This is a genomic window from Nocardia sp. NPDC003269 (assembly GCF_042888005.1).
Classification (GTDB): domain Bacteria; phylum Actinomycetota; class Actinomycetes; order Mycobacteriales; family Mycobacteriaceae; genus Nocardia.
Map to the genome: position 1 here is coordinate 744,310 of NZ_JBIAPA010000002.1, position 23,816 is coordinate 768,125.

Here is a 23,816-nt window from a genome sequence, read left to right on the forward strand (position 1 = left end):
GAGATCAGCCCGGAATGCCCCCGCGACGTGCGGTAACGGTGGCCGGAAGTGTCGGTGGGCTCGACTAGTGTTCGACAGGTGAGTGACAGCGACAGCGTGGTTTCCGTGGGTGCCGAGCCGGTGGGCGCGAGCCCCGAGCAGCGGGTGCAGTGGCAGCAGCTGGCGGACGAGGTGCGCGAGCACCAGTTCCGCTACTACGTGCGCGACGCGCCGATCATCACCGACGGTGAGTTCGACACCCTGCTGCGGCGATTGCAGGCGCTCGAGGACGCCCACCCGGATCTGCGGACGCCGGATTCGCCGACCCAGCTCGTCGGCGGCGGCTTCGCCACCGACTTCACCGCCGTCGACCATCTCGAACGAATGCTGTCGCTGGACAACGTCTTCGACTACGACGAACTGCGCGCCTGGGCGAGCCGGGTGGAGGCCGAGACCGGGCCGGACCTGCACTACCTGTGCGAGGTCAAGATCGACGGCGTCGCGCTGAACCTGGTGTACGAGAACGGCAGACTGGTGCGCGGCGCGACCCGCGGCGACGGCCGCACCGGCGAGGACGTCACCCTCAACGCGCGCACCATCGAAGACATCCCGGCCGAACTCACCCCGAGCGCGGACTTCCCGATCCCCGAGCTGCTGGAAGTGCGCGGCGAGGTCTACTTCCGGCTCGCGGACTTCGAGACCCTCAACGCCCAGATCGTCGCCGAAGGCAAACCGCCGTACGCGAATCCGCGCAATACCGCCGCCGGTTCGCTGCGCCAGAAGAACCCGGCGATCACCGCCCAGCGCAGGCTGCGGATGATCTGTCACGGCTTCGGCCGGATCGAGGGCTACCGCCCGGAGTCCCAGCACGAGGCCTACCAGGCGCTGACCGCCTGGGGCCTGCCGGTCTCCGAGCACACCCGGCTGGTCAAGGGCATCGATGCCGTCATCGAGCGGGTCGCCTACTGGGGCGAACACCGCCACGACATCGAGCACGAGATCGACGGCCAGGTGATCAAGATCGACGAGCTGGCGTTGCAGCGCCGCCTCGGCTCCACCTCGCGGGCCCCGCGCTGGGCCATCGCCTACAAGTACCCGCCGGAAGAGGCGACGACGACGCTGCTCAACATCGAGGTGAACGTCGGCCGCACCGGCCGGGTCACCCCGTTCGCGGTGATGGCGCCGGTCTCCATCGCCGGCTCGACCGTCGCCATGGCCACCCTGCACAACGCCTCCGAGGTGAAGCGCAAGGGCGTGCTGATCGGCGACACCGTCACCATCCGCAAGGCGGGCGACGTGATCCCCGAGGTCCTCGGCCCGGTCGTCGACGCCCGGACCGGCGACGAACGCGAGTTCGTGATGCCGACGCACTGTCCCGAATGCGGCACCGAACTGGCGCCTGCCAAGGAGGGCGACGCCGACATCCGCTGCCCCAACCAGCGGCACTGCCCGGCCCAGCTGCGCGAACGCGTGTTCCACCTGGCCGGCCGCGGCGCCTTCGACATCGAAGCCCTCGGCTACGAGGCCGCCAACGCGCTGCTCACCTCGGGTGCCATCACCGACGAGGGCGACCTGTTCGCGCTCGACGAGCAGGGGCTGCTCGGTGTCCCGCTGTTCACGAAGCAGGACGGTGCGCTGTCGGCCAACGGCGCGCGCCTGCTGGAGAACCTGAACGCCGCCAAGGACACTCCGCTGTGGCGGGTGCTCGTCGGCCTGTCGATCCGGCACGTCGGACCGACCGCCGCTCGCGCGCTGGCCTCCGAATTCGCGAGCCTGGATCGCATCGAAGCGGCGACCGGCGAAGAGCTCGCGGCCACCGACGGCGTCGGTCCCACCATCGCGGCGGCCGTCGTCGAGTGGTTCACCGTCGACTGGCATCGCGCCATCGTCGACAAGTGGCGCGCGGCGGGCGTGCGCATGGAAGACGAACGCGACGACTCCATCGAGCGCACGCTCGAGGGCCTGTCCATCGTCGTCACCGGCTCGTTGCAGACCTTCACCCGCGACGGCGCCAAGGAGGCGATCCTGGTGCGCGGCGGCAAGGCGGCGGGCTCGGTGTCGAAGAAGACGGCGTTCGTGGTGATCGGCGACGCGCCCGGCTCGAAGGCGGCCAAGGCCGAGGAACTCGGCGTCCCGATCCTCGACGAGGACGGCTTCCGGGCACTGCTGGCGGGCGGACCCGCCGCGGTCACCCCGGCGCCGGACGCCACCGAGGACGAGTAGTCGCCCGGTCGGGGTCCGCCGTGGGCGGGCCGATCCCGGCCTCGCTCAGTGCGGGGTGACGGTGACGGTGTTGCCGATCTGGGTCTTCATGTCGAAGCTCGAGCACTGCCCGTTGCTGATCTCCACGTGGCGGGTCGGCCGCTTCTTGATATTGGTCTGGATGTCGACGGCCACATGCGTCCCCGACATCGAGCACACCTTCGACACCGGCCCGTCGGTGTAGGACACCGACCCGGCGCCCTGACAGGAATTCGTCTCGTTCCCGAGGAACACCCGGGCGGTCCCGTTCGGGCACGGATCGGCCACCGCGCTCGGCGCGCTCAGCACCACCGGCACCACGGCGCCCGCGGTCACCGCCGCGACGACAACTCCGCGAACCATCATCCGAACAGCCATCCCGCGCACCCATCCTCGTCGTCGACTCAGCTCCGCCGACCGGGCGGCCGCGGTGCCCAGCATGCTAGTGCGTCCGCGCCGAACACGCCCGGCCACGGCGGACACCGTCTGGGGTGAGCGGTGTCCTAGGCGGGGTCCTCGGGGTGCGGGCCGGTCGCGAAGGGGTTCGGCTCGTCGTCGGCGAGGACGCCGACGAAAGGGTCGCCCTCGTCGGCGAAGGTGTAGGCGCCGTCGCGGATGCGCGCGATCAGGCCGTGGGTCCAGGCGGCTTCGCTGTCGGCCGAGTGGATCCACATGTTCATGATCTCGCCGATGTGGCCGAGCTGTGCGGGTCCCTGCTCGGGGGCGTAGTACTCGGTGACCGAGGAGCGCCACTGGGTGAGGCCGGCGATCCGCTGTTCGAGCAGGGCGACGGCCTCGGCGCGGGGGAGGTCGACGATGAAGCCGATTCCCGCCGAGAGCATGTCCATCTTCTGGTCGTAGGAGGTCAGGGCCTGGCGGAGCAGCGCGAAGTACTCCGCGGTGCCCTTGTCGTTGATCTCGTACTCGACCCGCGGTGGGCCGCCGACCGTGCTCGGCGCGACCTCGTGCTCGACGAGCAGTCCCTGCTTGGCCATCTGCTTGAGCGCGTGATAGATCGAGCCCGGCTTGGCGTTGGACCACTCGTGGGCGCCCCAGAACTCCAGGTCGTTGCGCACCTGATAGCCGTGCGCCCGACCGTGCTGCCGGACCGCGCCCAGGACCAGCAGGCGGATCGCTGACATGGCTGTCTCCCTTCCGATCACCGGTGACCAAGGTAGCAGTATTCAAGTTTGACTAATCGCGACCGGAGTCGTACCGTGGCCGTCTAGTCAAGTTTGACCACTGAGTGGCGGAGGGGTGTAGTGACCAACCACGACCAGGCGATAGTCGTCGAAGGACTACGGAAGAACTACGGAGCCGAACGGGCGCTCGACGGGCTCGACCTCACGGTCCGGGCCGGGACCGTCCACGCGGTCCTCGGCCCGAACGGCGCGGGCAAGACCACGGCGGTGCGCATCATGTCGACGCTGCTGCGTCCCGACGCGGGGCGCGTCGAAGTGGCCGGTCTCGATGTGCGCGCGGACGCCGATCGGGTGCGCGCGCGGATCGGGCTGCTCGGTCAGAGCGCGGCGGTCGACGAGGAACTCAGCGGTCGGCAGAACCTGGAGATGTTCGGGCGCCTCTATCACCTGGGCGCGCGGCGCGCCGGCGTCCGGGCCGACGAGCTGCTGGCGCGGTTCGGGCTCGGGGATACCGGGACCAAGGCCGTCAAGCAGTACAGCGGCGGCATGCGGCGACGGCTCGACCTCGCGGCCTCGCTCATCGCCGAACCCGAAGTGCTCTTCCTGGACGAGCCGACGACCGGGCTCGATCCCCGGGGGCGCACGGAGGTGTGGAATTCGGTGCGGTCCCTGGTGGACGGCGGCACCACCGTGCTGCTGACCACGCAGTACCTGGAGGAGGCCGATCAGCTGGCCGACCGGATCTCGGTGATCGACCACGGCCGGGTCATCGCGGCGGGCACGGCCGACGAGCTGAAGTCCGAGACGGGCGGCGACCGCATCGACGTGGTCCTGCACCACACCGCCGACCTGGCGCGCACGGCGTCGCTGCTGCCCGGCGAGACCGTGGTCGACGAGGACCGGCGGATGGTCAGCGCCGCCGTCGGCGACCGGATGGCGGCCCTGACCGAGACCGTCCGGGCTCTGGCGGCGAACGGGATCGAACCGGAAGACATCGCGGTCCGGCGCCCGACGCTCGACGAGGTCTTCCTGCACCTGACGAAGGAGAACGCGGCATGAGCACGACGCAACCGGCACCGTCGGCGCTGAGCTGGGCGGTGGCCGACTCGTGGACGATGACCCGGCGCGAGCTGGCGCACTGGGCGCGCCAGCCCGTGCAGGTGGTCGTCGGTCTGGTCTTCCCGGTGATGCTGCTGGTGATGTTCAGCTACCTGATCGGCGGCGGCCGGGGCGTCGACGGTGACTTCGAGGACTACCTGGTCCCCGGCATGCTGACGATGACCATGGCCTTCGGCCTCGAATCGACGATGCTCGCGGTCACCCAGGACCTCGACAAGGGCGTCATCGACCGGTTCCGCTCGATGCCGATGAACTCGGCCGCGGTCCTGGTCGGGCGCAGTATCGCCGACATGCTGCAATCGGCGGTCGGGCTGACGGTGCTGATCGCGGTCGGGTACGCGATCGGCTGGCGCTGGCACGGCGGCGTCGCCGCGTTCCTGGGGGCGGTCGGGCTGCTGTTGCTGCTCCGGTTCGCGATGCTGTGGATCGGCATCTACCTGGCGATGGTCGCGGGCACACCGGAACTGGTGCAGGCGGTGCAGATCCTGGTCTGGCCGATCGCCTTCCTCTCCAACGCCATCGCCGCGCCCGAATCGATGCCGTCGTGGCTGGGCGCGGTCGTCGAGTGGAATCCCATGTCGGCGACGGCGACGGCGGTGCGCGGCCTGTTCGGCAACCCGGTCGCGGCCGGTGACAGCTGGGCCGCGACCAACGCGGAACTGCTCGCGGTGGTCTGGCCGGTGGCCCTGCTCGCGGTGTTCTTCCCGCTGGCGGTGCGGCGGTTCCGGGACCTGAGCCGCTAGCCGTCCGGCGCGCTGCGGCCGAGCGCGGCGCGCCGGCTCGGCCGGGCGCCGCACGCCTACCGCGTGCACGGGTGCGCCGTCGCCTAGTCTTGCGAAGGATCTCGGAGAGGCGGACGACCCTTGCTGCGTAGTTTTCAGGTGACCAATCACCGATCGCTGGCCGAGGCGCAGCAATTGCGGTTGAGCAAAGGGAGCGGCAGTCCGGTCGCCGTGCCGGTGACCGCCGTGCACGGCGTGGCGGCGTCGGGGAAGACGAGCCTGGTCGACGCGCTCGCGCAGATGCGTGACGCGGTGCTGCACTCGGTGAGCGGATGGGACCCGTACGCGGGGCCGGTGCGCAGGCCGCATCTCGGATTCGCGGATCGGCCGACCGAGTTCGTCGCCGGGTTCGTGGCCGAGGGCGTGCCCTACACCTACGGCTTCCGGCTCGACAATGTCGATGTGATCGCGGAATGGCTGTACACCCATCCGCGCTCGCGCAAGCGGATCGTGTTCGAGCGCAACGGCGATCAGGTCAAGATCGGGCCGATGTTCGAGGCGGCCCGCTACGGCGTGGCGGCGCTGGTTCCGCTGGTGCGGCCGAACGCGCTGCTGCTGAGCCTGGCGGGGCAGATGTACGCCGAAGCGCTGGTGCCCGCGTATCGCTGGTTCGCCGCGAACCTGCGGGTACAGCAGGGCGAGGCGGGCGTCGAGGAGCTCGCGCGGGATCTGGGCGGTCACATCTCGCGCTCGCCCGACAACGCGGCCCGGCTGCTGATGCTGTTGCGGACGGCGGATCTGGGCATCGAGGATCTGCTTGTCGCCGAACACGATCCGATGTACGCGGACTACCTGCGCGACCTCGACGCCGAGATCGCCGCGCTGGCAGCGCAACTCGACCACGGCGGCGCCGATCCGATTCTGCTGGACCGGGAACTGAGCACCCTGCGCGCCGCCCGCGACGCGCTCTACCGGCGGATGGTGGACCGGCGCGGCGCCGCGCTGAGCCTGGTGCACGAGGGCATCGACGTGCCGTTCGAACTCGCCGACGAATCCACCGCGACCCGTGCGCTGCTGCGGGTGCTGCCCGCCATGCTCGAGGCGCTCGACACCGGCCAGGTGCTCGCGGTCGACGATCTCGGCGCGGGCCTGCCGGTGGAGGAGACCGACCGGCTGGTGCAGCTGTTCCAGAACCCGGAGACCAACGCGCGTGGCGCGCAACTGATCTACACCACCGCCCAGCGCGCGCTGATCGACCGGGGCAACGGCCGCTCGCAGCGCACCCGCGCCGCGGTCTGGCAGCTGCGCCGGGAACAGGGCGTCAGCGAGCTCACGCCACTGTGACGTGGCCGCGGGGCCGACGCCGGTCGCGCGGGGTGGGCCTACCATGGGCGGCATGCTCGAAGTGGTGATGGCCGCGGCCATGGTGACGATGCTGGTCGTGACGATCGGCGCCGTCGCCGCCCACCGGATCGGCCGCGGCGGCGGCGCGAACCTGGAACAGGGTTCGCTCTACATCACCGGCGTCAGCCCGCTGCCCGCGATGACCGGCGAGCACTACGTGACCATCACCGGCACCCTGATCGGCCCGTCCGTGCCAGGGACGGTGGTGTACCGGCGCTTCGCCTGGGACGCCGCGCAGTGGCCGTCGATCGGCGATCAGCTGCTGGTCGTCTATCCGCCGCGCAACCCCGACCGGTGGGTGGCCCAGCATCCCGGCCTGCGGTCCTACCTCGGGTCGTGAGCTCACCGCCCCGGTGAGACATGGGTGAGTTTCAGATCACAACGGCCGGGGTGGGATCATGCCCGGATGCAGGGTAACCACCATCAGACCCCGGGGAACGGCGTCCGGATCCGGACCGCCCGCCCCGAGGAATTCGCCGCCATCTCCGCGCTGACCGTGCAGGTGTATGTGGGCGACGGCTATGTCGACGAAGACGACAGCTACGTCCAGGAGCTGGGCGACGTCACCCACCGGGCCGCCGAGGCCCAGGTGCTGGTCGCCGTACACGACGGCAAGGTCGCCGGCTCGCTCACCGTCGCGCAGCCGGGCACCCGCTACGCCGAGATCGCGTTACCGGGCGAGCTGGAGTTCCGGATGCTCGCGGTGGCCAAGGACGCGCGCGGCCTCGGGGTGGGAACGGCGTTGGTGCGCGCCGTGATCGACGAGGCGCGCGCCGGTGGCTACGCGGCGGTGGCGCTGACCACCATGGGCACGATGGTCGACGCGCACCGCATCTACGAGCGACTGGGTTTCGTCGGTGTGCCGGAACGCAATTGGTCCACCAACGACGGCCTGCAGCTGTATGTGATGCGCCTGGCGCTCAGCTGAGCACGGTCGCGACGATGCCGGCCAGATAGCCCAGCCGCGCCACTTCCGACGGGCGGAAGTCGGGGCCGCCGGGGCGGCCGAGCAGCAGCGACTTGCCGGTGCTGCCCAGCGGGGCGGCGGCCAGTTTGGTGTCCATGTCGCGCCAGATCTGCGGCACCCAGTCGGCTTCGCCGTCGAGCCAGGACGGCTTCTCCAGCGGCATCCACGGCGCCGAACCCGCTTGCGTCTCAGGCGCACTCGGGCTGCCGACGACCCGGTAGGCGCCGGCCGGGCCCATCCCGATGATCGTCGACCAGCCCACCCGCAGCACCCGCGGCACACCGTCGACGAGGACCTGCAGACGATCGTCGCGCGCGCTGGCGACCTGATCGATCAGCTCGAGCTCACGATGGGTGTCGAGGACGCCGGAGTAGGGCCGGATCGAGTCCACGCTCACGTCGTGGACGGACTCCGCGGCGGTGATCAGGGTGTCGGGCAGCGCGCCGGTGGGCACCTCGACCACCAGATCGTCGATCGCGAATCCGGCGCCACGCTCGACCACGTCGAGCGAGAGGATGTCCGCGCCGACCCCGCCGAGGGCGAGTGCCAGGGAGCCGAGGCTTCCCGGTCGATCCGGAAGTTGCACGCGGAGCAGGTATGACACGTGCGTTCCTTTCCTAGGCGGCCGGGGCTGTTCGACACGAATACCCGGTGACGCAATACTTACACCCCCGAGCGCGGGCTATCGAGTCGAAGTATGCGCCCCGGGGCGCGACATGCGCGAACTTTCGCGCGAGGCGGGTGCGTCCGGCACCGTCCGCCGCCCTCGATAGGCTGTCAGCAACTAGTTCCCATACCTATGCCGAAAGGGGTCCCGCGGTGCCCGCAATCTCCCGTGACGAGGTCGCTCACCTCGCCCGGCTGTCCCGGCTGGCGTTGACCGACGCCGAACTCGACCAGTTCGCCGGTCAGCTGGATTCGATCCTCAGCCACGTGCGGACCATCTCCGAGGTCGCCGCCGACGTCCCCGCCACCGCGTCGCCGAACCCGACGACCAATGTGACCAGGCCCGATGTGGTCGTGCCCGGTCTGACTCCCGAGCAGGCGCTGGACCAGGCGCCGGCCGTGGAAGAGCAGCGTTTCCTGGTCCCGCAGATTCTGGGAGAGGGCGAATGAGCGAGCTGACCACGCTGTCGGCGGCCGAGCTGGCGGCCAAGATCCACGGCGGCGAGGTGTCCTCCACCGAGGTCACCCGGGCGCACCTGGATCGGATCGCCGCGGTCGACGGTGAGCTCAACGCGTTCCTGCACGTCGCCGGGGACGAGGCACTGGCCGCGGCCGCCGTGGTCGACGCCGCGCTGGCCGCGGGCGAGACGCCCGCCTCGCCGCTGGCGGGAGTCCCGTTGGCGCTCAAGGACGTTTTCACCACCACCGACATGCCCACCACCTGCGCTTCGAAGGTGCTGGAGGGCTGGATGTCGCCCTACGACGCGACGGTCACCGCGCGGCTGCGCGCCGCGGGCATCCCGATCCTGGGCAAGACCAACATGGACGAGTTCGCGATGGGCTCCTCCACCGAGAACTCGGCCTACGGCCCGACTCGCAACCCCTGGGACACCACCCGCATCCCGGGTGGTTCCGGCGGCGGTTCGGCGGCGGCGCTGGCCTCGTTCCAGGCGCCGCTGGCGATCGGCACCGACACCGGCGGCTCGATCCGGCAGCCCGCCGCGGTCACCGCGACGGTCGGCGTGAAGCCCACCTACGGCACCGTCTCGCGCTACGGCCTGGTCGCCTGCGCGTCCTCGCTGGACCAGGGCGGTCCGTGTGGTCGCACGGTGCTCGACACCGCGCTGCTGCACGAGGTGATCGCCGGGTACGACCCGCGTGACTCCACCTCCCGCGACGTTCCGGTGGCCCCGGTGGTCGAGGCGGCCAAGCTCGGCGCCAACGGTGATCTGAGCGGCGTGCGGGTCGGCGTGGTGCGCGAATTGCATTCCGACAGTTACCAGCCCGGCGTGCTGGCCTCCTTCGACGCCGCGGTCGCGGTGCTGAAGGAACTCGGCGCCGAGGTGGTGGAGGTGTCGTGCCCGAACTTCGAGTACGCGCTGTCCTCGTACTACCTGGTGATGCCGTCGGAGGTGTCGTCGAACCTGGCGCGCTTCGACGCCATGCGCTACGGCCTGCGTGTCGGTGACGACGGCAGCCACAGCGCCGACCAGGTGATGTCGCTGACCCGCGAGGCCGGGTTCGGTCCCGAGGTGAAGCGCCGCATCATCATCGGCACCTACGCGCTCTCGGCCGGCTACTACGACGCCTACTACGGTCAGGCGCTCAAGGTCCGCACGATGATCGCGCGCGACTTCGACGCCGCCTACGAGCAGGTCGACGTGCTGGTCTCGCCGACCAGCCCGTTCACCCCGTGGAAGCTGGGCGAGAAGGTCGACGACCCGCTGGCCATGTACCTGTCCGACCTGTGCACGCTGCCGACCAACCTGGCCGGGCACTGCGGCATGTCGGTGCCGTCGGGGCTCTCGGCCGAGGACAACCTGCCGGTGGGCCTGCAGATCATGGCGCCCGCGCTGGCCGACGACCGCCTGTACCGGGTGGGCGCGGCCTACGAGGCGGCGCGTGGCGCGCTGCCCGCGCCCGCGGGCGTCTGACAGCCACCACGCAGCGGGGTGCGCTGGGCCGGATCGGCCTGGCGCACCCCGTTTTTCAGATCTCGGTCGCGCGCTTGCCGACGCCCGCGGTCATCGCGGCGAAACCGGCGCGCAGATGCTTGCCCAGGGCGAGTTCGACGACCGGGCTGAGCCAGCCGGCCAGGGTGAACCGCGACTCGTAGCGGGTGCGGTTCGGGCCGAGCACGACCACGGTGTGCGAGCGCAGGCTGTGCAGGGCACCCAGCGGCACCGGCTTCATCGCGTAGCTGAACTCCGCGCCGGGGGTGTTGGTGCGGATCCACTCGCGCTGCGGGCGGCGGTTGGGGCCGAGCTGCACCTGCATGTCGATGGGCGAGCCGGGCTCCAGGGTGGTCGCCGCCTCGTAGCAGAAGGTGTTCCATTCGCCGTAGCGGTCGAAATCGGTGAGCACCTGCCACACCGTCTCGGCGGGGGCGTCGATCTCGATCGTTTCGTCGATAGTGAGGGCCATGCGGAAAAACTAGGACATGTTCTAGTTTTCGGCAACCAGGTCAGCCCAGCCGCCTGCGGCGCTTGCGCAGCGCGTCGATGATGACCGCCGAGGCCGCCGTCACCGCGAACAGGCCGAGCACCGTCCTGGCCAGCGGCCAGAGGTTCGGGCGGTCGGCCGGGTCGGTCGTCGCGAAGACGTTCTCGACCACCGGGGCGCCGTACTCCTGCCTGCGCGAGTTCACGTCGACCGCGGTGAACGCGATATCGGCCATCACCCCGCAGCGGGCCCGGGAGAACTCGTCGTCGCGCAGCTCACAGGCCGCGTGGATGCGCCGGTTCAGCGCCGCGTCCACCGAGCGCCGCGCCCACGGGCCCAGTGGTTCGTCGACCCGTTCGGCGTAGCGGAGCATGTCGTAGCCCAGGTCGTGGGCCTTGCAGGCGGGGCCGAACTCGGCGGGCAGCGTCACCGGGGAGGAGCAGCTGCCGTTCGGGTTGACCAGCAGCCCGTCCTGCTGGGCCGGGTCGTAGCCGAACTTGTAGCCGAAGTCGCGGGGGATCAGCGCGGTGGCGTCGGGATCGTCGTCGGTGAGCGCGCGCACCACCGCGGCGGCGGCCGCGTTCTCGGTGTCGGCACCGGGCGTGGTGCCCATGGCGCCGGGCGCCGACATGACGACGGCGGCGGCCATCGCCAGCCCCGCGGTGCACAGGGCGACCCCGCTGCGGCGACGGTGCGGGGCTTCGGCCGGGGTGTCGGTGGTCGACGAGGCGGAGGCGGCGGAGACGGCGGTACGGGCACGGCGAGCGGCGGGTACCGGGCGAAGCGGGGTGTTCATGGCCTCCGACGGTAAGGAGCGGGTCCGGGGGCGGGCATCCCGCTGTGGACCGGTTCTCGGGGCGCGCGGGCGGGTGACCCGGCGCCGGGGTCACACCAGGGTAGGGGGTCCGAAATCGTTCGTGGGTATGAGGTCCGCTCACCGGACGGTTCGTAGGCTCGAGCCATGCCCGGACAACTGCGCCCCGCCGCGCGCCGCATCACCGCGCGAACCTGGTTCGACCTCGCGACGGTGGCGGTCGCGCTGACCCTGTACAGCATCGCCTGGCCGACGCTGTTCGTCACCCACGACGTGCCTGCGGCCCTGGCGCCGCTGCTGTCGGCCATGGCGGTGTTCCCGATCCTGTTCGTGCGGGTCAACCCGGCCCTTGGCTGGGCGATCTCGGCGGGCGCCGCGCTGCTGTTCTCGATCGGGATGTCGCCGCTGCCGGACAACGACCTGCCGTTCCAGGTCGTGCACATCATCGTGCTGTTCGTGCTGCTGTTCGCGGTGGCGCTGCGGGCCGCGGTGCCGATCATCGTGGTGGCCTGGGCGGCGCAGTCGATGCTGTTCGCCACCACCATGCCCGGCTCGGCCGACGGTCCGCTGTGGGGCTGGGTGGTCGGCTTCGGCGCGCTCGCGCTGTTCGGCTACCTGCTGCGCACCGTGGTCGCCTCGCGGCGCAAGCTGGAGCGGCAGGAGGAGGTCACCGAACTCGAACGCGCGCGCAGGGCGATCCTCGAGGAGAAGGCGCGCATCGCCCGTGACCTGCACGATGTGGTCGCCCACCACATGTCCATGGTGGTGGTGCAGGCGCAGACAGCGCCCTACCGGATCGACGATCTCGACCCGGCCGCGCGCGCGGAGTTCGAGTCCATCGGCGCCACCGCGCGGACCGCGCTCAACGAGATCCGCGGCCTGCTCGGGGTGCTGCGCAGCGACGGTCAGCTGCCCGAGCACGCGCCGCAACCGCGCGCGGCCGACGTGCCCGAGCTGTGCGCCTCGGCCCAGCGGGCGGGCCTGCCGGTCGAGTGGACCGTGCATGGTGACCTGGCGACGGTGCCGGAGACGACCGGGCTGACCGTGTATCGCGTGGTGCAGGAGTCGATGGCGAACTCGGCCAGGCACGCGCCGGGCGCGCCGGTGCACGTCGCCGTCGCGGTCGATCCCGGGGTGGTCCTGGTGACCGTGCGCAACGCGGCCGCGGTGGCTGTCGGCGGGCCGGGCGCGGGCGGCGGACACGGGATCGACGGCATGCGGACCAGGGTGGAGGCGGTCGGTGGTGAACTCGCCGCCGGGCCCACCCCGGACGGTGGCTTCGAGGTGTCGGCGAAACTGCCCACGCCGTAGGCCTCTTCGCATCGTCGGTGCGCCCATTAGGGTGGTCGAGTGGCTATTACCGTTTTGATCGCCGACGACCAGGCGATGGTGCGGCAGGGTTTCGGCGCGCTGCTGGCCGCCCAGCCCGACATCAGCGTCATCGGTGACGCGCCCGACGGCCGGGTCGCGGTGGCCGAGGCCAAGCGGTTGCGCCCCGACGTGGTGCTGATGGACGTGCGGATGCCGGAGATGAACGGTCTCGACGCCGCCCGCGCCATCCTGGCCGCCGGGTTCGACCCGCCGGTCCGGGTGCTGATGCTGACCACCTTCGACATCGACGACTACGTCTACGAGGCGCTGAGCCTGGGCGCGAGCGGGTTCCTGCTCAAGGACGCGCCCGCCGAGGAACTGGTGCGCGCGGTCCGGGTTGTCGCGGACGGTGAGGCGCTGCTGGCGCCGACGATCACCCGGCGCCTGATCGCCGACGTCACCCGCAGGCGCAACACCGTGCGCCCGCCCGCCGCGCCCGCGCTCGGCTCGCTGACCCCGCGCGAGCGGGAAGTGCTCGAACTGGTCGCCAAGGGACTGTCGAACACCGAGATCGCCGAGGCGTTGTTCGTCGCCGAGCAGACCGTGAAAACCCATGTCTCCAAGGTCTTCTCGAAGCTCGGGCTGCGCGATCGGGCGCAGGCGGTGGTGCTGGCCTATGAATCCGGCCTGGTCGTCCCCGGCTGAGCCGGTGCGCTCAGCGCGGGCAGACGCCGCCGCGCAACTCCGGCAGGTGCCGCGCCAGCAGCAGCGCCATCCGGTCCAGCAGGGCGGTGGTGTCGTCGAAGGTACCCGAATCCGCTTGCGCGGCAAGGGCGACCGCCAGCTGGCCGCTGCCGACCGGCACCAGCCCGAACTGGCGCACGGTGTAGACGCCGGTGTCGTCGTCGGGGCCCCAGCCGCCCTTGAACTCGGTGCCGTCGAGCTGGCCCAGGCCCCAGCCCTGTTCGGGCGTGATCTCGCCCATCAGCTGCCGGACCAGCTCGGTGTGCGGCAGGCAGGGCAGCCGCGAGGCGAACCGGACCTGGTTGGCCAGCGACCATTCGGTGCCGCCGAAGGAGGTGTAGTCGAGTTCGGTGCGCAGGTTCGCCTTGTCGGTGGAGATGTCGCCCGCCTCGTCGAGGACCTCCTGCACGGCCTCGGCGGCCTCCTCGCCGTCGCCGAGGGACTCCCACAGGCCCTCGGCGGCGTCGTTGTCCGACACCGTGATCGCGGCCTCGACCATCTCGAAGATGGACTGGTCCTGATCGTGGCGCAGCGCGGCGACGGCCAGCGGGACCTTGATCGTCGACCAGGCGATGCCGGTGGTCCAGTCGCCGTAGATCGTCATCCGGCCGCCGCCGACCGGCATCAGCGCCATGCCGACCTGGCCCGGCAGTTGGGCCTGCAGCTGGGTGAACTCCGCGGCCAGCGAATCGGGCAGCATGATGGACAGCCCGGGGTGCCAGGCGTCTTCGCTGTTCACCGTGACCGTGGGGGCGCTCACGGCGGTCGGGGTGCCCGGCAGGGCACACGAGGCGGACAGCACGGCCGAGGCCAGCACCACACACTGCAGCAGCCTGCGACAGGCAGCCGCCTTTCCGGACGACTTCACCACCGAATCCTCCCCACCACCCACTGCGCGTCGGCGCCCTGCTTCGGCGGTGCAAACTACTCGTCGAGCGCGCCCGGACAATACCGGACGACCGTTAGCAAGTTTCACCGATTTTCGGCGAGAATTCGAATGAACGTGGTCACGCCGCTGCGCGGGTGCCATGCTGGTCCGCCACAGGCGCCGGAAGGGGGTCGCAGTGCTCGACATCGGTGAGGTGTTCGCCGGGTTCACCATCGAGCGGATGCTCGGCCAGGGCGGCATGGGCACGGTGTACCTGGCACGGCATCCGCGACTGGACCGGCTGACCGCGCTCAAGCTGCTCAATCGCGACCTGTTCGCCGACGAACGGGTGCGCGCCCGGTTCGAACGGGAGGCCGATCTGGCGGCCGGGCTCGACCACCCTGGCATCGTCACCGTCTTCGACCGGGGGACCGAGGGCGAGCAGCTGTGGATCAGCATGCAGTACGTCGACGGGATCGACGCGGCGACCGTCGATCCGATGGCGCTGCCGCCCGAACGGGCCGTGCAGATCATCGAAGGGGTCGCCGACGCACTGGATTACGCGCACGGCAGGGGCGTGCTGCACCGGGACGTGAAGCCGGCCAACATCCTGCTGGCCCGCTCCAGCGGCGGACAGGGCGAGCGGGTGTTCCTCACCGACTTCGGCATCGCCCGCCTGCGCGCCGATTCCACCCACCTCACCCAGCAGGGCATGTTCACCGCGACCCTGGCCTACGCCTCGCCCGAACAGATGACCGGCGCCGAACTCGACCACCGCTCCGACCAGTACTCCCTGGCGTGCGCCCTGTACTGGCTGCTCACCGGCGTCGCGCCGTTCGACTCGCCCGACCCGAACGAGATCATCCGCGGCACCCTCTACCTCAACCCGCCACCCCTGGCCCTGCGTCGCCAGGGCCTCCCACCCGCCCTGGACGCCGTCCTCGCCGCCGCCATGGCCAAATACCCCGCGGCCCGCTTCGACTCGTGCGCCGCGTTCGCCAAGGCCGCCCGCCAGGCCCTCACGTCCAACACCCCACCCTCCCTACCCCGCCCCCCGGCCAACACCCCCACCTTCTACCCACCCGCCCCGGCGGGCCCCTACCCACCCCAGCCCCCCGGCTACGGCCCCACCCCCGCCCAGCCGATACCGCCCACCCCCCACCCCGCGTGGCGCCCACCCCACCAACCTCCCACCCCCGCCCCGCCCCGGGCCCCCGCCCCACCCCCTGCCGGATACGCTGCACCGCACCCTGGTCCGGCCGCCCAGCCTCCTGCGGCGCAGCCTGGTGTGCAGCCTCCTGTGGTGCAGCAATCGCCGGTAGCGCAACAGGGTGCGCATCCACCGGTGGTGCAGCAGCCTGCGGCGCAACCTGGTGTTCAGCCGCCCGTGGCGCAGCAATCGCCGGGAGCGCAGCCGCCGGTGGTGCAGCAGCCGCCAGTGGCGCAGTACGGCGTCCAGCCGCCCGGAGCGGACCAAGCGTCTGTCCGTCCGCATCCACCGGTCGCTGCTTCACCCGTGGCACCACAGATGCCGAGTGCGCAGCCGAGTGCGCAGCCGGGATCGCAGGCACCGGTCGCGCCTCCGGCCCCGAATCATGTTGCCGCTCAACCGCCCTCGACCCAGCCGCCGAGTGGCCCGGTTCCCGCCGTGCCACCGGCGCCCGGCGCCCAACCGACGGAGCCGCCCGCAGGACAACCGCGTGGTGCGGATCTGCCTGGTGCGCAGTCACCTTCGGTAGTCGGGTCGCCGGGTGGTACGCAGTTCGTGGGCGATCGGGCGAGAGCCGGTGACGAAGGCGGGTCTCGGCAGGTGGGGGAGAGCGCCGATGGTGTGTCGGCCGCGGTGCCCGGGGTTGTTGCTGGAGCGGCCGCGCAGTCGTCAGGGAATTCGGCGACGGGCCGTGGCGCCGTCGGAGGTGGGGAGCGTTCGTCCAGCGAAAAGAATCGCAGGGCTGAAGGTTCCGCCTCGACCGGGGGACCTGCGGATACCGATTCGGTCGTGACCGATGTGGTGCCGATGCCGGACACCGGGCAGTTGGATACCGCGAACGCGAATGCGCTGACCGAGGTGACGCCGGTTGCGCGCTCGGCGAACAGCGCAAGCCCGATCCACGAATCAGACAGCGCTCGAGTCGATTCCGCGGCCGCCGCTGGTGCCGGATCGGGGTCTGCGGACGGCCAGTCGGCAGGTGGCGCGACGGGGTCGACGCGAGCGGCTGATCACCCCGTGGAGCCGGAGAAGGGCCGCGGCGCGGCGATCGACCCGAATCTCGGGCGCGGAGGTTCGGCGCAGCAGGGCGGCGAGCGGCACAAGGCGACAGGTCATTCCGCGCCGGTCGGCGACGAGCGGGGGATGGCCGTCGAATCCGATCTGGGACCGGAGGGTTCGCCGCAGCACAGCGTCGCGCCGGACTGTAGGGCGCCGCAAGCGGGATCGGAACTGCCGGTTTCGACAGGCGATGAGCCGGATGCGGCGCCTGGGGCGGGGGGATCGCCACACCTCGGCGTGGCCACCGGTGACGAGCGAGGACCGGATGCTGGGCAGGGCGGCGCCCAGGATGGTGGCGTGCCCCGCTACAGCGATATCGAGGTTGGGCTCGCGGGGGGAACGGGTGCGACCTACGGGGCGCCCGCCGGACAAGGGGGCGCTCAGCACCAGGTCGTCCCGCCCGAGGACGGATTACCGCAGTACGGTGGCGGGCCCGATGTCTCGCCGCAACCGGGTGGCGTGCCGGGCGCATCACCGCAGGCGGGTGCTGTATCGAGTGGCTCGCCTCAGGCGGGTGGTGTGCCCGGTGGGCCGCCGATGGGGCCGCCGGTGGGGCATGGGCCGTGGGTGGGGCCGCGGCGGCCGGTGCGGCGGCGGATGTCGCGGGTGCATCGGTTGGGGTGGTTGTTGCTGGCGGCGTTGGTGTTCGCGCTGGTGGGGTTGCTGGTGGCGTTGGTGGTCGTGGTGCTGCCCGACGGGGACGAGGACGTGGACGCGGCGGGTGGGACGGCCAAGGGGCCGTCGAGTTCGGCGGCGGCGGTGGTGGGGGATGCGTTCGTGGCGAGCAGGCGGGTGTTTCCGACGCTGGTTCCGCAGGGGGCGGTGGCCGAAGGCGAGGGGTATCGGGGCGCGCAGTGCGTCGCCGTGCGCGGGGTGAGCGAGTTGCAGTGGAAAGAGCCCGCGCTGCAGTGGAATCCGATCAGCGCGGGCTGGCAGTGCGAGCGGACCGACAACAGTGCCGGGTCGGTGAGTTACCTGGTGCTGGAGTATCCGACGGCGGCGCAGGCGCGGTCGGTGGTGGAGGCGATGCCCGCGGCGGTGCGGTACCAGGGGAACAAGGACGGGGTGCCGTTCTCGTTGCGCCGCTGGGTGGTTCCCGACCAGGCCAGCGTGCGTACCCAGACCGCCCACCAGGTCGTGAGCTTCCCCGACGACTCGACCCGCGCGAAATACGTGATCGCGGTGAGCCGCCGGGGCAGCAGCGGCATGGCGGGGGCGCCCCGCCCGACCGCCCAGGACGAGGTGATCGCCTGGTGGGAGGAAGTGCCACTGTGACGCTGCGAATTCAGCGGAAGGTGCACCGCCACAGCGTCACTCGACTCGCCTGATCGCAGAGCCCACCGTCGCGGCGTCCTCCTCGGATGCCGCCGCGACGGAACGGAACTCAGTCGACCGCCAGCGCCGCCACGATCGGCATCCGGGCCGCGCGGAAGGCGGGCGGAATGGACCCGAGCAGCGCCAGCCCGAGGGCGACGGCGCCGTAGACCACCAGCAGCGGGCTCGGCCGGTAGGCGATGTCGATCGTCATCGCGTGCCCGATCGCCACGGTCGCCAGGTACTGCACGGCCGCTCCGACGACGAGTCCGATGGCGGCGCCGATGAATCCGATGCCCGCGGCCTCGGCCAGCACCGAGCGCAGCAGGAACTTGCGGTTGGTGCCCATGGCCCGCAGGACGCCGAGTTCGCGGCGCCGCTCCAGGACCGACAGCATCAGCGTGTTGAGCAGCGCCACCGTCGCCACCAGGACGACGATCCACAGGATCATGTTGCTCATCGCCGCGCCCTGCTGCACGCTCGACGAGATGGCGTTCACCGCGTCGGCGCCGCTGTCGATGTGGATCTCCTGCGGCACCTCCGCACGGACAGCGGCCCGCACCGCTGCCGGGTCCGCGCCGGGCGCGAACTTCAGCGCCAGGATCGTCTCACCGGGCCGCTGATACCACTCCCGCATCTGATCCAGGCTCATCATCACCACGCCGGACACGGCGGTGAAGTACGGAATCACCTGCAGCACCCGCACGGTCCGCTCACCCGACGGCGTCGGCATGGTGGTCTCGTCGCCGACGGCCAGGTGCATCGACCGGGCCACGTCCCTGGTGATGACGACGCCCTCACCACGGCCCAGCTGATCGATCACGGCCTTGTCGACCGCGCCGAGCCGGGCATCGTCGTAGCTGGGCGGGTAGCCCTGCAGCATGACCCGCCCACTGCCGACCGTCGCGAACGCCATCTGCGCGGGCCGCACGTGCTCGACGCCCGGCACGGCGGCCACCCGCTCGGCGATCTCGGGCGGCAGCACCGGACCGGTCGGGAACTGTTCCACCGGACTGGCACTCACGTAGAGGTCGGCGTCGCCGAGGCTCTGGAACGAGTCGGTGGCGGAGTCGACCATATTGCCCGACGCGCCGCCGAGCGCGACGACGGCCGCGACGCCGATCATCACCGTCATCGCGGTCGCCCAGACGCGACGCGGCGCCCGCTCCAGGGTGGTGGCGCCGAGCGCGCCGGGGGCACCGAACCAGCGCGCGATGCCCGCGGCGGCGCGCACGATCGGTCCGGTCGCGGCGAAACACAGCAGGACGGCCGCGGCGAAGGAGGTCGAGATCGAGGCGAGCGAGAGCCGGCCGAGATCGAGCGCGGCCAGGGTCACCGCCGCGGCCGCGAAGCCGAGGCCGCCGATCAGGGCGGCCCAGCGTAGCGGCTTGCTCGACGACGCGCCGACCGTGGCCTCCACCGGCGCGAGCGCCTCGACGGGCGCGACCTTGTACACCTGCCTGGCCGCGATCGCCGCCGCCAGCACCGTGGCGACGACACAGGCCGCGATGGCCACGGGCACCGCGTAATTCGGCACCATGAACTCGGTGCGCGCCTCCACCGACTGGACGATGGCGGCGGGCAGGCGCCCGATCGCGAACCGGCCCATGGCCGCGCCGACCGCCGCGCCGATGGCACCGCCGATGAGCCCGAGCAGCGCCGCCTCGACGAGCAGGTCGCGCACCATCGGCCCGCGCTGACTGCCGATCGCGCGCAGCAGCGACAGCGTCGGCCTGCGCTGGGCCACCGCCATGCTCATCGCGTTGTAGATCAGGAACGCCGAGACCATCAGCGCCGCCGCCGAGGACATCAGCGTGGAGTACCGCATGATCTGGATCGCGCCACCCGCCTGCGCGGTCCGCAGGCTGGGCTCGGCGACCACGGCGCGGCCGTCGACCACCGCGGTGAGGTCGGCGCGCAGCTTCGCGATATCGGTGCCGGGCGCGGCGATGATCTGCACCGAGTCCAGCTTGTCGACCCGGTCGAGCAGCAGCTGCGCCAGCGGCAGTGGGGCGGCGACCAGGTGGCCACCGTTGAGCCGGTTGCTCGCCTCGTCGTCGAGGACGCCCGCGACAGTGGCGGTGCCCCAGCCGATCGGGACGCTGTCGCCCTCCTTCAGGCCCATCGCGGCGCCGACCAGCACACCCTTCGGCGTGGTGAGCAGCTTGTTGGTGTACTTCGACATCGGCCCGGCCAGGTCGCTGCCGAGGGCGGTGATGGTGGCGTCGGCGCCGATCAGCAGCGCCCGGTCGGGGCCTGCGCCGAGCGTGCTGCGCAGCATCGGCACCGCCTTGGTCACCCCGGGCGTCGCCGCGATCCGGGTGAGCAGGGACTGCTCGAAGCCGGCGTCGGTGATGCCGGTGACCTCCAGGACGCCGTCCCCGGCCAGACCCTGGGTGAGCTTGTCGACCGAGCCGGTGACCGAGCCGGAGATGCTGAGCACGGCGACCAGCAGTGCCGCCGACACCGACATCACCGCCGTCGACATGAAGGTGCGACCGGGATGCCGGACCAGTTCACCGATGTTGAACAGCCGCAGGCGATCCCAGAAGGCGGCGATCATGCGTCCACCCTCGCCTGGACGATGTCGTCGGCGTCGATGCGGCCGTCGTGCAGGGTGATCACCCGGTCGCAGTGGGCGACCGCGCCCATGTCGTGGGTCACCATCACCACCGAATTGCCCTGCGCGGTGATCTCACCCAGCAGATCGAGGATCGCCGCGCCCGTCTTGGAATCCAGGTTGCCGGTGGGCTCGTCGGCCAGGATCAGCGGCGGATCCATGATCAGCGCGCGCGCCACCGCGACGCGCTGCATCTGCCCACCGGAGAGCTCGGCGGGCCGGTGCTGGGCGCGTTCGCCGAGACCGACCAGCTCGAGCAGTTCCAGCGCGCGCGGCTTGGCCTTGCGTAATCCGGTGCCGTCCAGCAACTTCGGTACGGCCACGTTCTCCCAGGCCGACAGCGTCGGCAGCAGGTTGAAGAACTGGAAGACGAAACCGACCTGCTGCAATCGGAACGCCGCCTGCGCGTCCTCGCTCAGATCGCCGATCTCGGTGCCGCGGAACCGGATCGAGCCCTCGTCGGGCCGGTCCAGCGCGCCCAGCAGATGGAGCAGGGTGCTCTTGCCCGAGCCGGAGGGCCCGATGATCGAGGTGAACTGGCCTGCCTCGATGCGCATGCTCACCTCGTCGAGCGCGCGCACCTGCTGATCGCCGACGTGATACTGCTTGACCACCCGCGTCAACTCGAGCATCGGCGGCTGCGGCGAATCGTTGTCCGGCATATCGTGTCCCCCAGGGGTTTTCGGTTGTCGGGAAGTCAGCGCGCGAAGGCGCGGGTACGGGTAGTCTGCACGGTCGTCGCGCGCGCGTCGAGAATTGCCCGTAGCGCCGGCTGCTCGGCGGCCAGTTCCAGATAGGCCTCGACCGCGGAATGTCCCTCGATCTCGGCCTGTTCGAGCTTGGCGCGCAGGTGGTTGTTCCAGCGGTAGGCCAGGGCTTGCAGCAGTCCGTCGGGGCCGCCGAAGAGGCGATCCACCTCGGGGAGACCGGCGAACAGGGCGGGGTCGTTCGGGTCGATCGCTGCCCTGGCGAGCACGGTGTGCACGATCTCGGTGCGTCGATGCTGATCGGTCCAGGTCATGGGCTTCACCTTCCGTGAGCGATGTGGCCAACGCTACGGTCGCGCCGCACCGGAATCGTCGTGCCCGGGACCCGACTTCTCCTCCTACCCCGGTAGGAGGCCGGGCCCGTTCCCGGGACGATGACGAGCCGATGGCCCGGCGGCTAGCCTTGCCTCATGGAGGTGAGTCACGCCCTTCCCGCGCACCCCGCGGGCTTGCGCAGTCGCTGGCGGCGGCTCGCGAGCCGCCCGCGCGACGGGTTCCGGCGGGCGCTCGACATCTGCCGCGAGCGCATCGAGTCGCTGCCCTACGACTACCCGCCCGCCGTGATCATCGGCGCCGACCTGGCCCTGCTGGTGATCACCGGCGCGGCCGTGATCCAGCGGCACTCCTACTTCCCGAGCCCGCTGCCGCTGATCGCGATGGCCACCGCCTTCCTGCCGATCCCGCTGTTCGCGATCTTCGGGGTGAAGCCGCATCCGGCGCTGCTGAAGGGGTCGGCGCTGCTGTCGACCGGGCTGTTCCTGCTGCAGCCGGTCGACGCCGATTTCGCGCCGTTCGTGCTGGTGATCGTCGCCGGGGAGGTGGCCGCGGTCGCGACGCGCGGCATCACCGTCGGATTCACCCTGCTGGCGATCCTGGAACTGGTCGCCTTCGACCTCGCCGGCCACGTGCAGTGGGGCTCGGGCGAGCGGTTGCAGGGACTGCCGATGTACGTGCTCGGCGTGATTCTCGGTGTCTTCGTCGGGGTGCTGCTGCAATATCAGCGCCGTTTCCTCTATCAGGAGCGCGAGAACCAGGCCATTCGCGCCGGTCAGGCGGCCGACGAGGAACGGCGCCGGATCGCCCGCGAGGTGCACGACGTGATCGCGCATTCGCTCTCGATCACCCTGCTGCACCTGACCGCGGCCCGACGCGCGTTGCAGACCGACGACGACGTCACCGAGGCGGTCGACGCGCTCGTCGACGCCGAACGGCTCGGCCGCCAGGCCATGGCCGATATCCGGCGCACGGTCGGCATGCTCGACTCCGGCCCCGCGCAGCTCACCCCCGAGCCCAGCGCCGCCGACATCGACGAACTCGTCGGTGACTTCCGCCGCGCCGGGCTCACCGTCGACTACGACCGCACCGGCGACCTGGCCGTCATCGAGGGCGCTGTCGGGCACGCGCTGTACCGGATCGGGCAGGAATCGCTGGCCAATGTCGCCAAGCACGCGCCCGGCACCCCGGCGACGGTGTGCCTCGACGTCACCACCGAGGCGGCCGTTCTGGTGGTGACCAACGCGATGCCGCTCGGTCCGCCGCCGCGCCGCGACATCGGCATGGGACTGCGCGGCATGCGCAAGCGCACCGAACTGCTCGGCGGCTCGATCAGCGCGGGCGCCGCGGGCGACGGGTGGACGGTGCGCGCGCGGTTCCCGCTCAAATCCGGCGCGTGCGCCACCATCACGGCCATGCTGCCCAGCATGCTCAAGCCCCGACCCCAGGAGGACATGTGACGGCCGCGGCGCCGATCGACAACCCGGTGACGGTGCTCGTCGTCGACGATCAGGAACTGGTGCGCGGTGGACTGCGCCGGATCCTGCGCCGACGCGACGGCTTCACCGTCAGCGAGTGCGCCGACGGTGACGAGGTGGTGGCCGCCGTCGCCGCCGATCGTCCCGACGTGGTGCTGATGGACCTGCGGATGAAGCGGGTCGGCGGCATCGATGCGACGCGGTTGCTGCGGGCCCGCCCGGACGCGCCGCCGGTGCTCGTCCTCACCACTTTCGACGACGACCAATTGCTCTCCGGCGCACTGCGCGCGGGCGCGGCCGGGTTCCTGTTGAAGGACTCACCCGCCGAGGACCTGATCCGCGCGGTGCGCACGGTGGCGGCGGGCGGCGCGTGGCTCGACCCCTCGGTCACCGGCCGGGTGCTCACCGCCTACCGGACCGTCAAACCGAGCGGGACCCGGACCGATCGACGGCTCGGCGAACTCACCGCGCGCGAGTACGAGGTGTTCGAATTGATCGGCCGAGGCCGGGTCAACAGCGAGATCGCCGCCGAACTCGGCATCTCCGAAGTCACCGTGAAAAGCCACGTCGGACACATTTTCGGCAAGCTCGACCTGCGCGATCGCGCCGCCGCCATCGTGTTCGCGTTTGACCACGGCGTGGTGACACCGGGAGAATCCTCCTTCTGACGAGCAGG

At 71.1% G+C, this 23,816-nt stretch carries 22 protein-coding genes; 13 read left to right on the top strand and 9 right to left on the bottom strand.

The genetic code is table 11. From position 1 onward, the window contains the following. Positions 1 to 105: 105 nt before the first annotated feature. The gene (gene ligA / locus ACFYWJ_RS13835; protein ID WP_355284494.1) at positions 106 to 2,202 is read left to right on the top strand and encodes an NAD-dependent DNA ligase LigA; all 2,097 of its coding nucleotides are present in this window, start codon (positions 106 to 108) and stop codon (positions 2,200 to 2,202) included. Between the two features lie 45 nt (positions 2,203 to 2,247). Here ligA and ACFYWJ_RS13840 read toward each other — a convergent pair whose 3' ends face one another. Both ACFYWJ_RS13840 and ACFYWJ_RS13845 read right to left on the bottom strand, forming a co-directional pair. Next, on the bottom strand, positions 2,248 to 2,598 hold the full coding sequence (locus ACFYWJ_RS13840; protein ID WP_218721917.1) for a hypothetical protein: 351 nt from the start codon (positions 2,596 to 2,598) through the stop codon (positions 2,248 to 2,250). A gap of 125 nt (positions 2,599 to 2,723) precedes the next feature. Beyond that, on the bottom strand, positions 2,724 to 3,362 hold the full coding sequence (locus ACFYWJ_RS13845; protein WP_355284457.1) for a PadR family transcriptional regulator: 639 nt from the start codon (positions 3,360 to 3,362) through the stop codon (positions 2,724 to 2,726). Positions 3,363 to 3,482: 120 nt separating this feature from the next. Here ACFYWJ_RS13845 and ACFYWJ_RS13850 point away from each other — a divergent pair, with 120 nt between their 5' ends. From ACFYWJ_RS13850 to ACFYWJ_RS13870, 5 genes are all read left to right on the top strand, one after another. Then, positions 3,483 to 4,421, top strand: a complete 939-nt coding sequence (locus ACFYWJ_RS13850) for an ATP-binding cassette domain-containing protein (RefSeq protein ID WP_355284459.1) — start codon at positions 3,483 to 3,485, stop codon at positions 4,419 to 4,421. Then, a complete protein-coding gene (locus ACFYWJ_RS13855) occupies positions 4,418 to 5,224 on the top strand; it encodes an ABC transporter permease (RefSeq protein WP_355284462.1) in 807 nt (268 codons plus the stop codon). The genes ACFYWJ_RS13850 and ACFYWJ_RS13855 overlap by 4 nt, the downstream gene beginning before the upstream one ends. A gap of 138 nt (positions 5,225 to 5,362) precedes the next feature. Beyond that, the gene (locus ACFYWJ_RS13860; protein WP_355284464.1) at positions 5,363 to 6,547 is read left to right on the top strand and encodes an ATP-binding protein; all 1,185 of its coding nucleotides are present in this window, start codon (positions 5,363 to 5,365) and stop codon (positions 6,545 to 6,547) included. 52 nt (positions 6,548 to 6,599) lie between these two features. After that, entirely contained in the window at positions 6,600 to 6,947 is a 348-nt protein-coding gene (locus ACFYWJ_RS13865; RefSeq protein WP_355284467.1) for a hypothetical protein, read from the top strand. Positions 6,948 to 7,013: 66 nt separating this feature from the next. Next, entirely contained in the window at positions 7,014 to 7,535 is a 522-nt protein-coding gene (locus ACFYWJ_RS13870) for a GNAT family N-acetyltransferase (protein WP_355284469.1), read from the top strand. Here the strand turns inward: ACFYWJ_RS13870 and ACFYWJ_RS13875 are convergent. Beyond that, positions 7,528 to 8,178: an amino acid-binding protein gene (locus ACFYWJ_RS13875; protein ID WP_355284472.1), complete on the bottom strand. Its 651-nt coding sequence runs from the start codon at positions 8,176 to 8,178 to the stop codon at positions 7,528 to 7,530. The two genes, ACFYWJ_RS13870 and ACFYWJ_RS13875, sit on opposite strands and share 8 nt — an antisense overlap. Before the next feature lie 215 nt (positions 8,179 to 8,393). On the opposite strand from ACFYWJ_RS13875, the gene gatC reads away from it, so the two are divergent. Beyond that, the gene (gatC, locus tag ACFYWJ_RS13880; RefSeq protein ID WP_067493225.1) at positions 8,394 to 8,690 is read left to right on the top strand and encodes an Asp-tRNA(Asn)/Glu-tRNA(Gln) amidotransferase subunit GatC; all 297 of its coding nucleotides are present in this window, start codon (positions 8,394 to 8,396) and stop codon (positions 8,688 to 8,690) included. Next, positions 8,687 to 10,174 (top strand): Asp-tRNA(Asn)/Glu-tRNA(Gln) amidotransferase subunit GatA, encoded by a 1,488-nt coding sequence (gatA, locus tag ACFYWJ_RS13885; RefSeq protein ID WP_355284475.1) that lies wholly within the window; start codon positions 8,687 to 8,689, stop codon positions 10,172 to 10,174. The genes gatC and gatA overlap by 4 nt, the downstream gene beginning before the upstream one ends. A 55-nt stretch (positions 10,175 to 10,229) precedes the next feature. Here gatA and ACFYWJ_RS13890 read toward each other — a convergent pair whose 3' ends face one another. Together ACFYWJ_RS13890 and ACFYWJ_RS13895 are read right to left on the bottom strand one after the other, a co-directional pair. Further along, complete coding sequence (locus ACFYWJ_RS13890; protein WP_355284477.1) at positions 10,230 to 10,664, bottom strand: SRPBCC domain-containing protein; 435 nt, start codon at positions 10,662 to 10,664, stop codon at positions 10,230 to 10,232. A gap of 40 nt (positions 10,665 to 10,704) precedes the next feature. Beyond that, positions 10,705 to 11,478, bottom strand: a complete 774-nt coding sequence (locus ACFYWJ_RS13895) for a hypothetical protein (protein ID WP_355284479.1) — start codon at positions 11,476 to 11,478, stop codon at positions 10,705 to 10,707. A 165-nt stretch (positions 11,479 to 11,643) separates the two neighbouring features. Between ACFYWJ_RS13895 and ACFYWJ_RS13900 the strand changes: the two genes are divergently transcribed. Both ACFYWJ_RS13900 and ACFYWJ_RS13905 read left to right on the top strand, forming a co-directional pair. After that, the gene (locus ACFYWJ_RS13900) at positions 11,644 to 12,807 is read left to right on the top strand and encodes a histidine kinase (RefSeq protein WP_355284482.1); all 1,164 of its coding nucleotides are present in this window, start codon (positions 11,644 to 11,646) and stop codon (positions 12,805 to 12,807) included. A gap of 39 nt (positions 12,808 to 12,846) precedes the next feature. Further along, complete coding sequence (locus ACFYWJ_RS13905; RefSeq protein WP_355284485.1) at positions 12,847 to 13,512, top strand: response regulator transcription factor; 666 nt, start codon at positions 12,847 to 12,849, stop codon at positions 13,510 to 13,512. Positions 13,513 to 13,522: 10 nt separating this feature from the next. On the opposite strand, the gene ACFYWJ_RS13910 is transcribed toward ACFYWJ_RS13905, so the two are convergent. After that, complete coding sequence (locus ACFYWJ_RS13910) at positions 13,523 to 14,419, bottom strand: hypothetical protein (RefSeq protein WP_355284488.1); 897 nt, start codon at positions 14,417 to 14,419, stop codon at positions 13,523 to 13,525. Positions 14,420 to 14,615: 196 nt separating this feature from the next. On the opposite strand from ACFYWJ_RS13910, the gene ACFYWJ_RS13915 reads away from it, so the two are divergent. Beyond that, entirely contained in the window at positions 14,616 to 17,963 is a 3,348-nt protein-coding gene (locus tag ACFYWJ_RS13915) for a protein kinase (protein WP_387163241.1), read from the top strand. Positions 17,964 to 18,072: 109 nt separating this feature from the next. Here the strand turns inward: ACFYWJ_RS13915 and ACFYWJ_RS13920 are convergent, their stop codons facing one another. The 3 genes from ACFYWJ_RS13920 to ACFYWJ_RS13930 are packed head-to-tail and all read right to left on the bottom strand — an operon-like array spanning position 18,073 to position 21,643. Further along, the gene (locus tag ACFYWJ_RS13920; RefSeq protein WP_355282683.1) at positions 18,073 to 20,565 is read right to left on the bottom strand and encodes an FtsX-like permease family protein; all 2,493 of its coding nucleotides are present in this window, start codon (positions 20,563 to 20,565) and stop codon (positions 18,073 to 18,075) included. Next, positions 20,562 to 21,284, bottom strand: a complete 723-nt coding sequence (locus tag ACFYWJ_RS13925; protein ID WP_355282686.1) for an ABC transporter ATP-binding protein — start codon at positions 21,282 to 21,284, stop codon at positions 20,562 to 20,564. The genes ACFYWJ_RS13920 and ACFYWJ_RS13925 overlap by 4 nt, the downstream gene beginning before the upstream one ends. Before the next feature lie 35 nt (positions 21,285 to 21,319). Next, positions 21,320 to 21,643, bottom strand: coding sequence for a hypothetical protein (locus ACFYWJ_RS13930; protein ID WP_355282688.1), 324 nt, complete (start codon positions 21,641 to 21,643; stop codon positions 21,320 to 21,322). Positions 21,644 to 21,799: 156 nt separating this feature from the next. On the opposite strand from ACFYWJ_RS13930, the gene ACFYWJ_RS13935 reads away from it, so the two are divergent. Together ACFYWJ_RS13935 and ACFYWJ_RS13940 are read left to right on the top strand one after the other, a co-directional pair. Further along, positions 21,800 to 23,122 (top strand): histidine kinase, encoded by a 1,323-nt coding sequence (locus ACFYWJ_RS13935; protein WP_355282691.1) that lies wholly within the window; start codon positions 21,800 to 21,802, stop codon positions 23,120 to 23,122. Continuing rightward, positions 23,119 to 23,808, top strand: a complete 690-nt coding sequence (locus ACFYWJ_RS13940) for a response regulator transcription factor (protein WP_355282694.1) — start codon at positions 23,119 to 23,121, stop codon at positions 23,806 to 23,808. The genes ACFYWJ_RS13935 and ACFYWJ_RS13940 overlap by 4 nt, the downstream gene beginning before the upstream one ends. Positions 23,809 to 23,816: the final 8 nt, after the last annotated feature.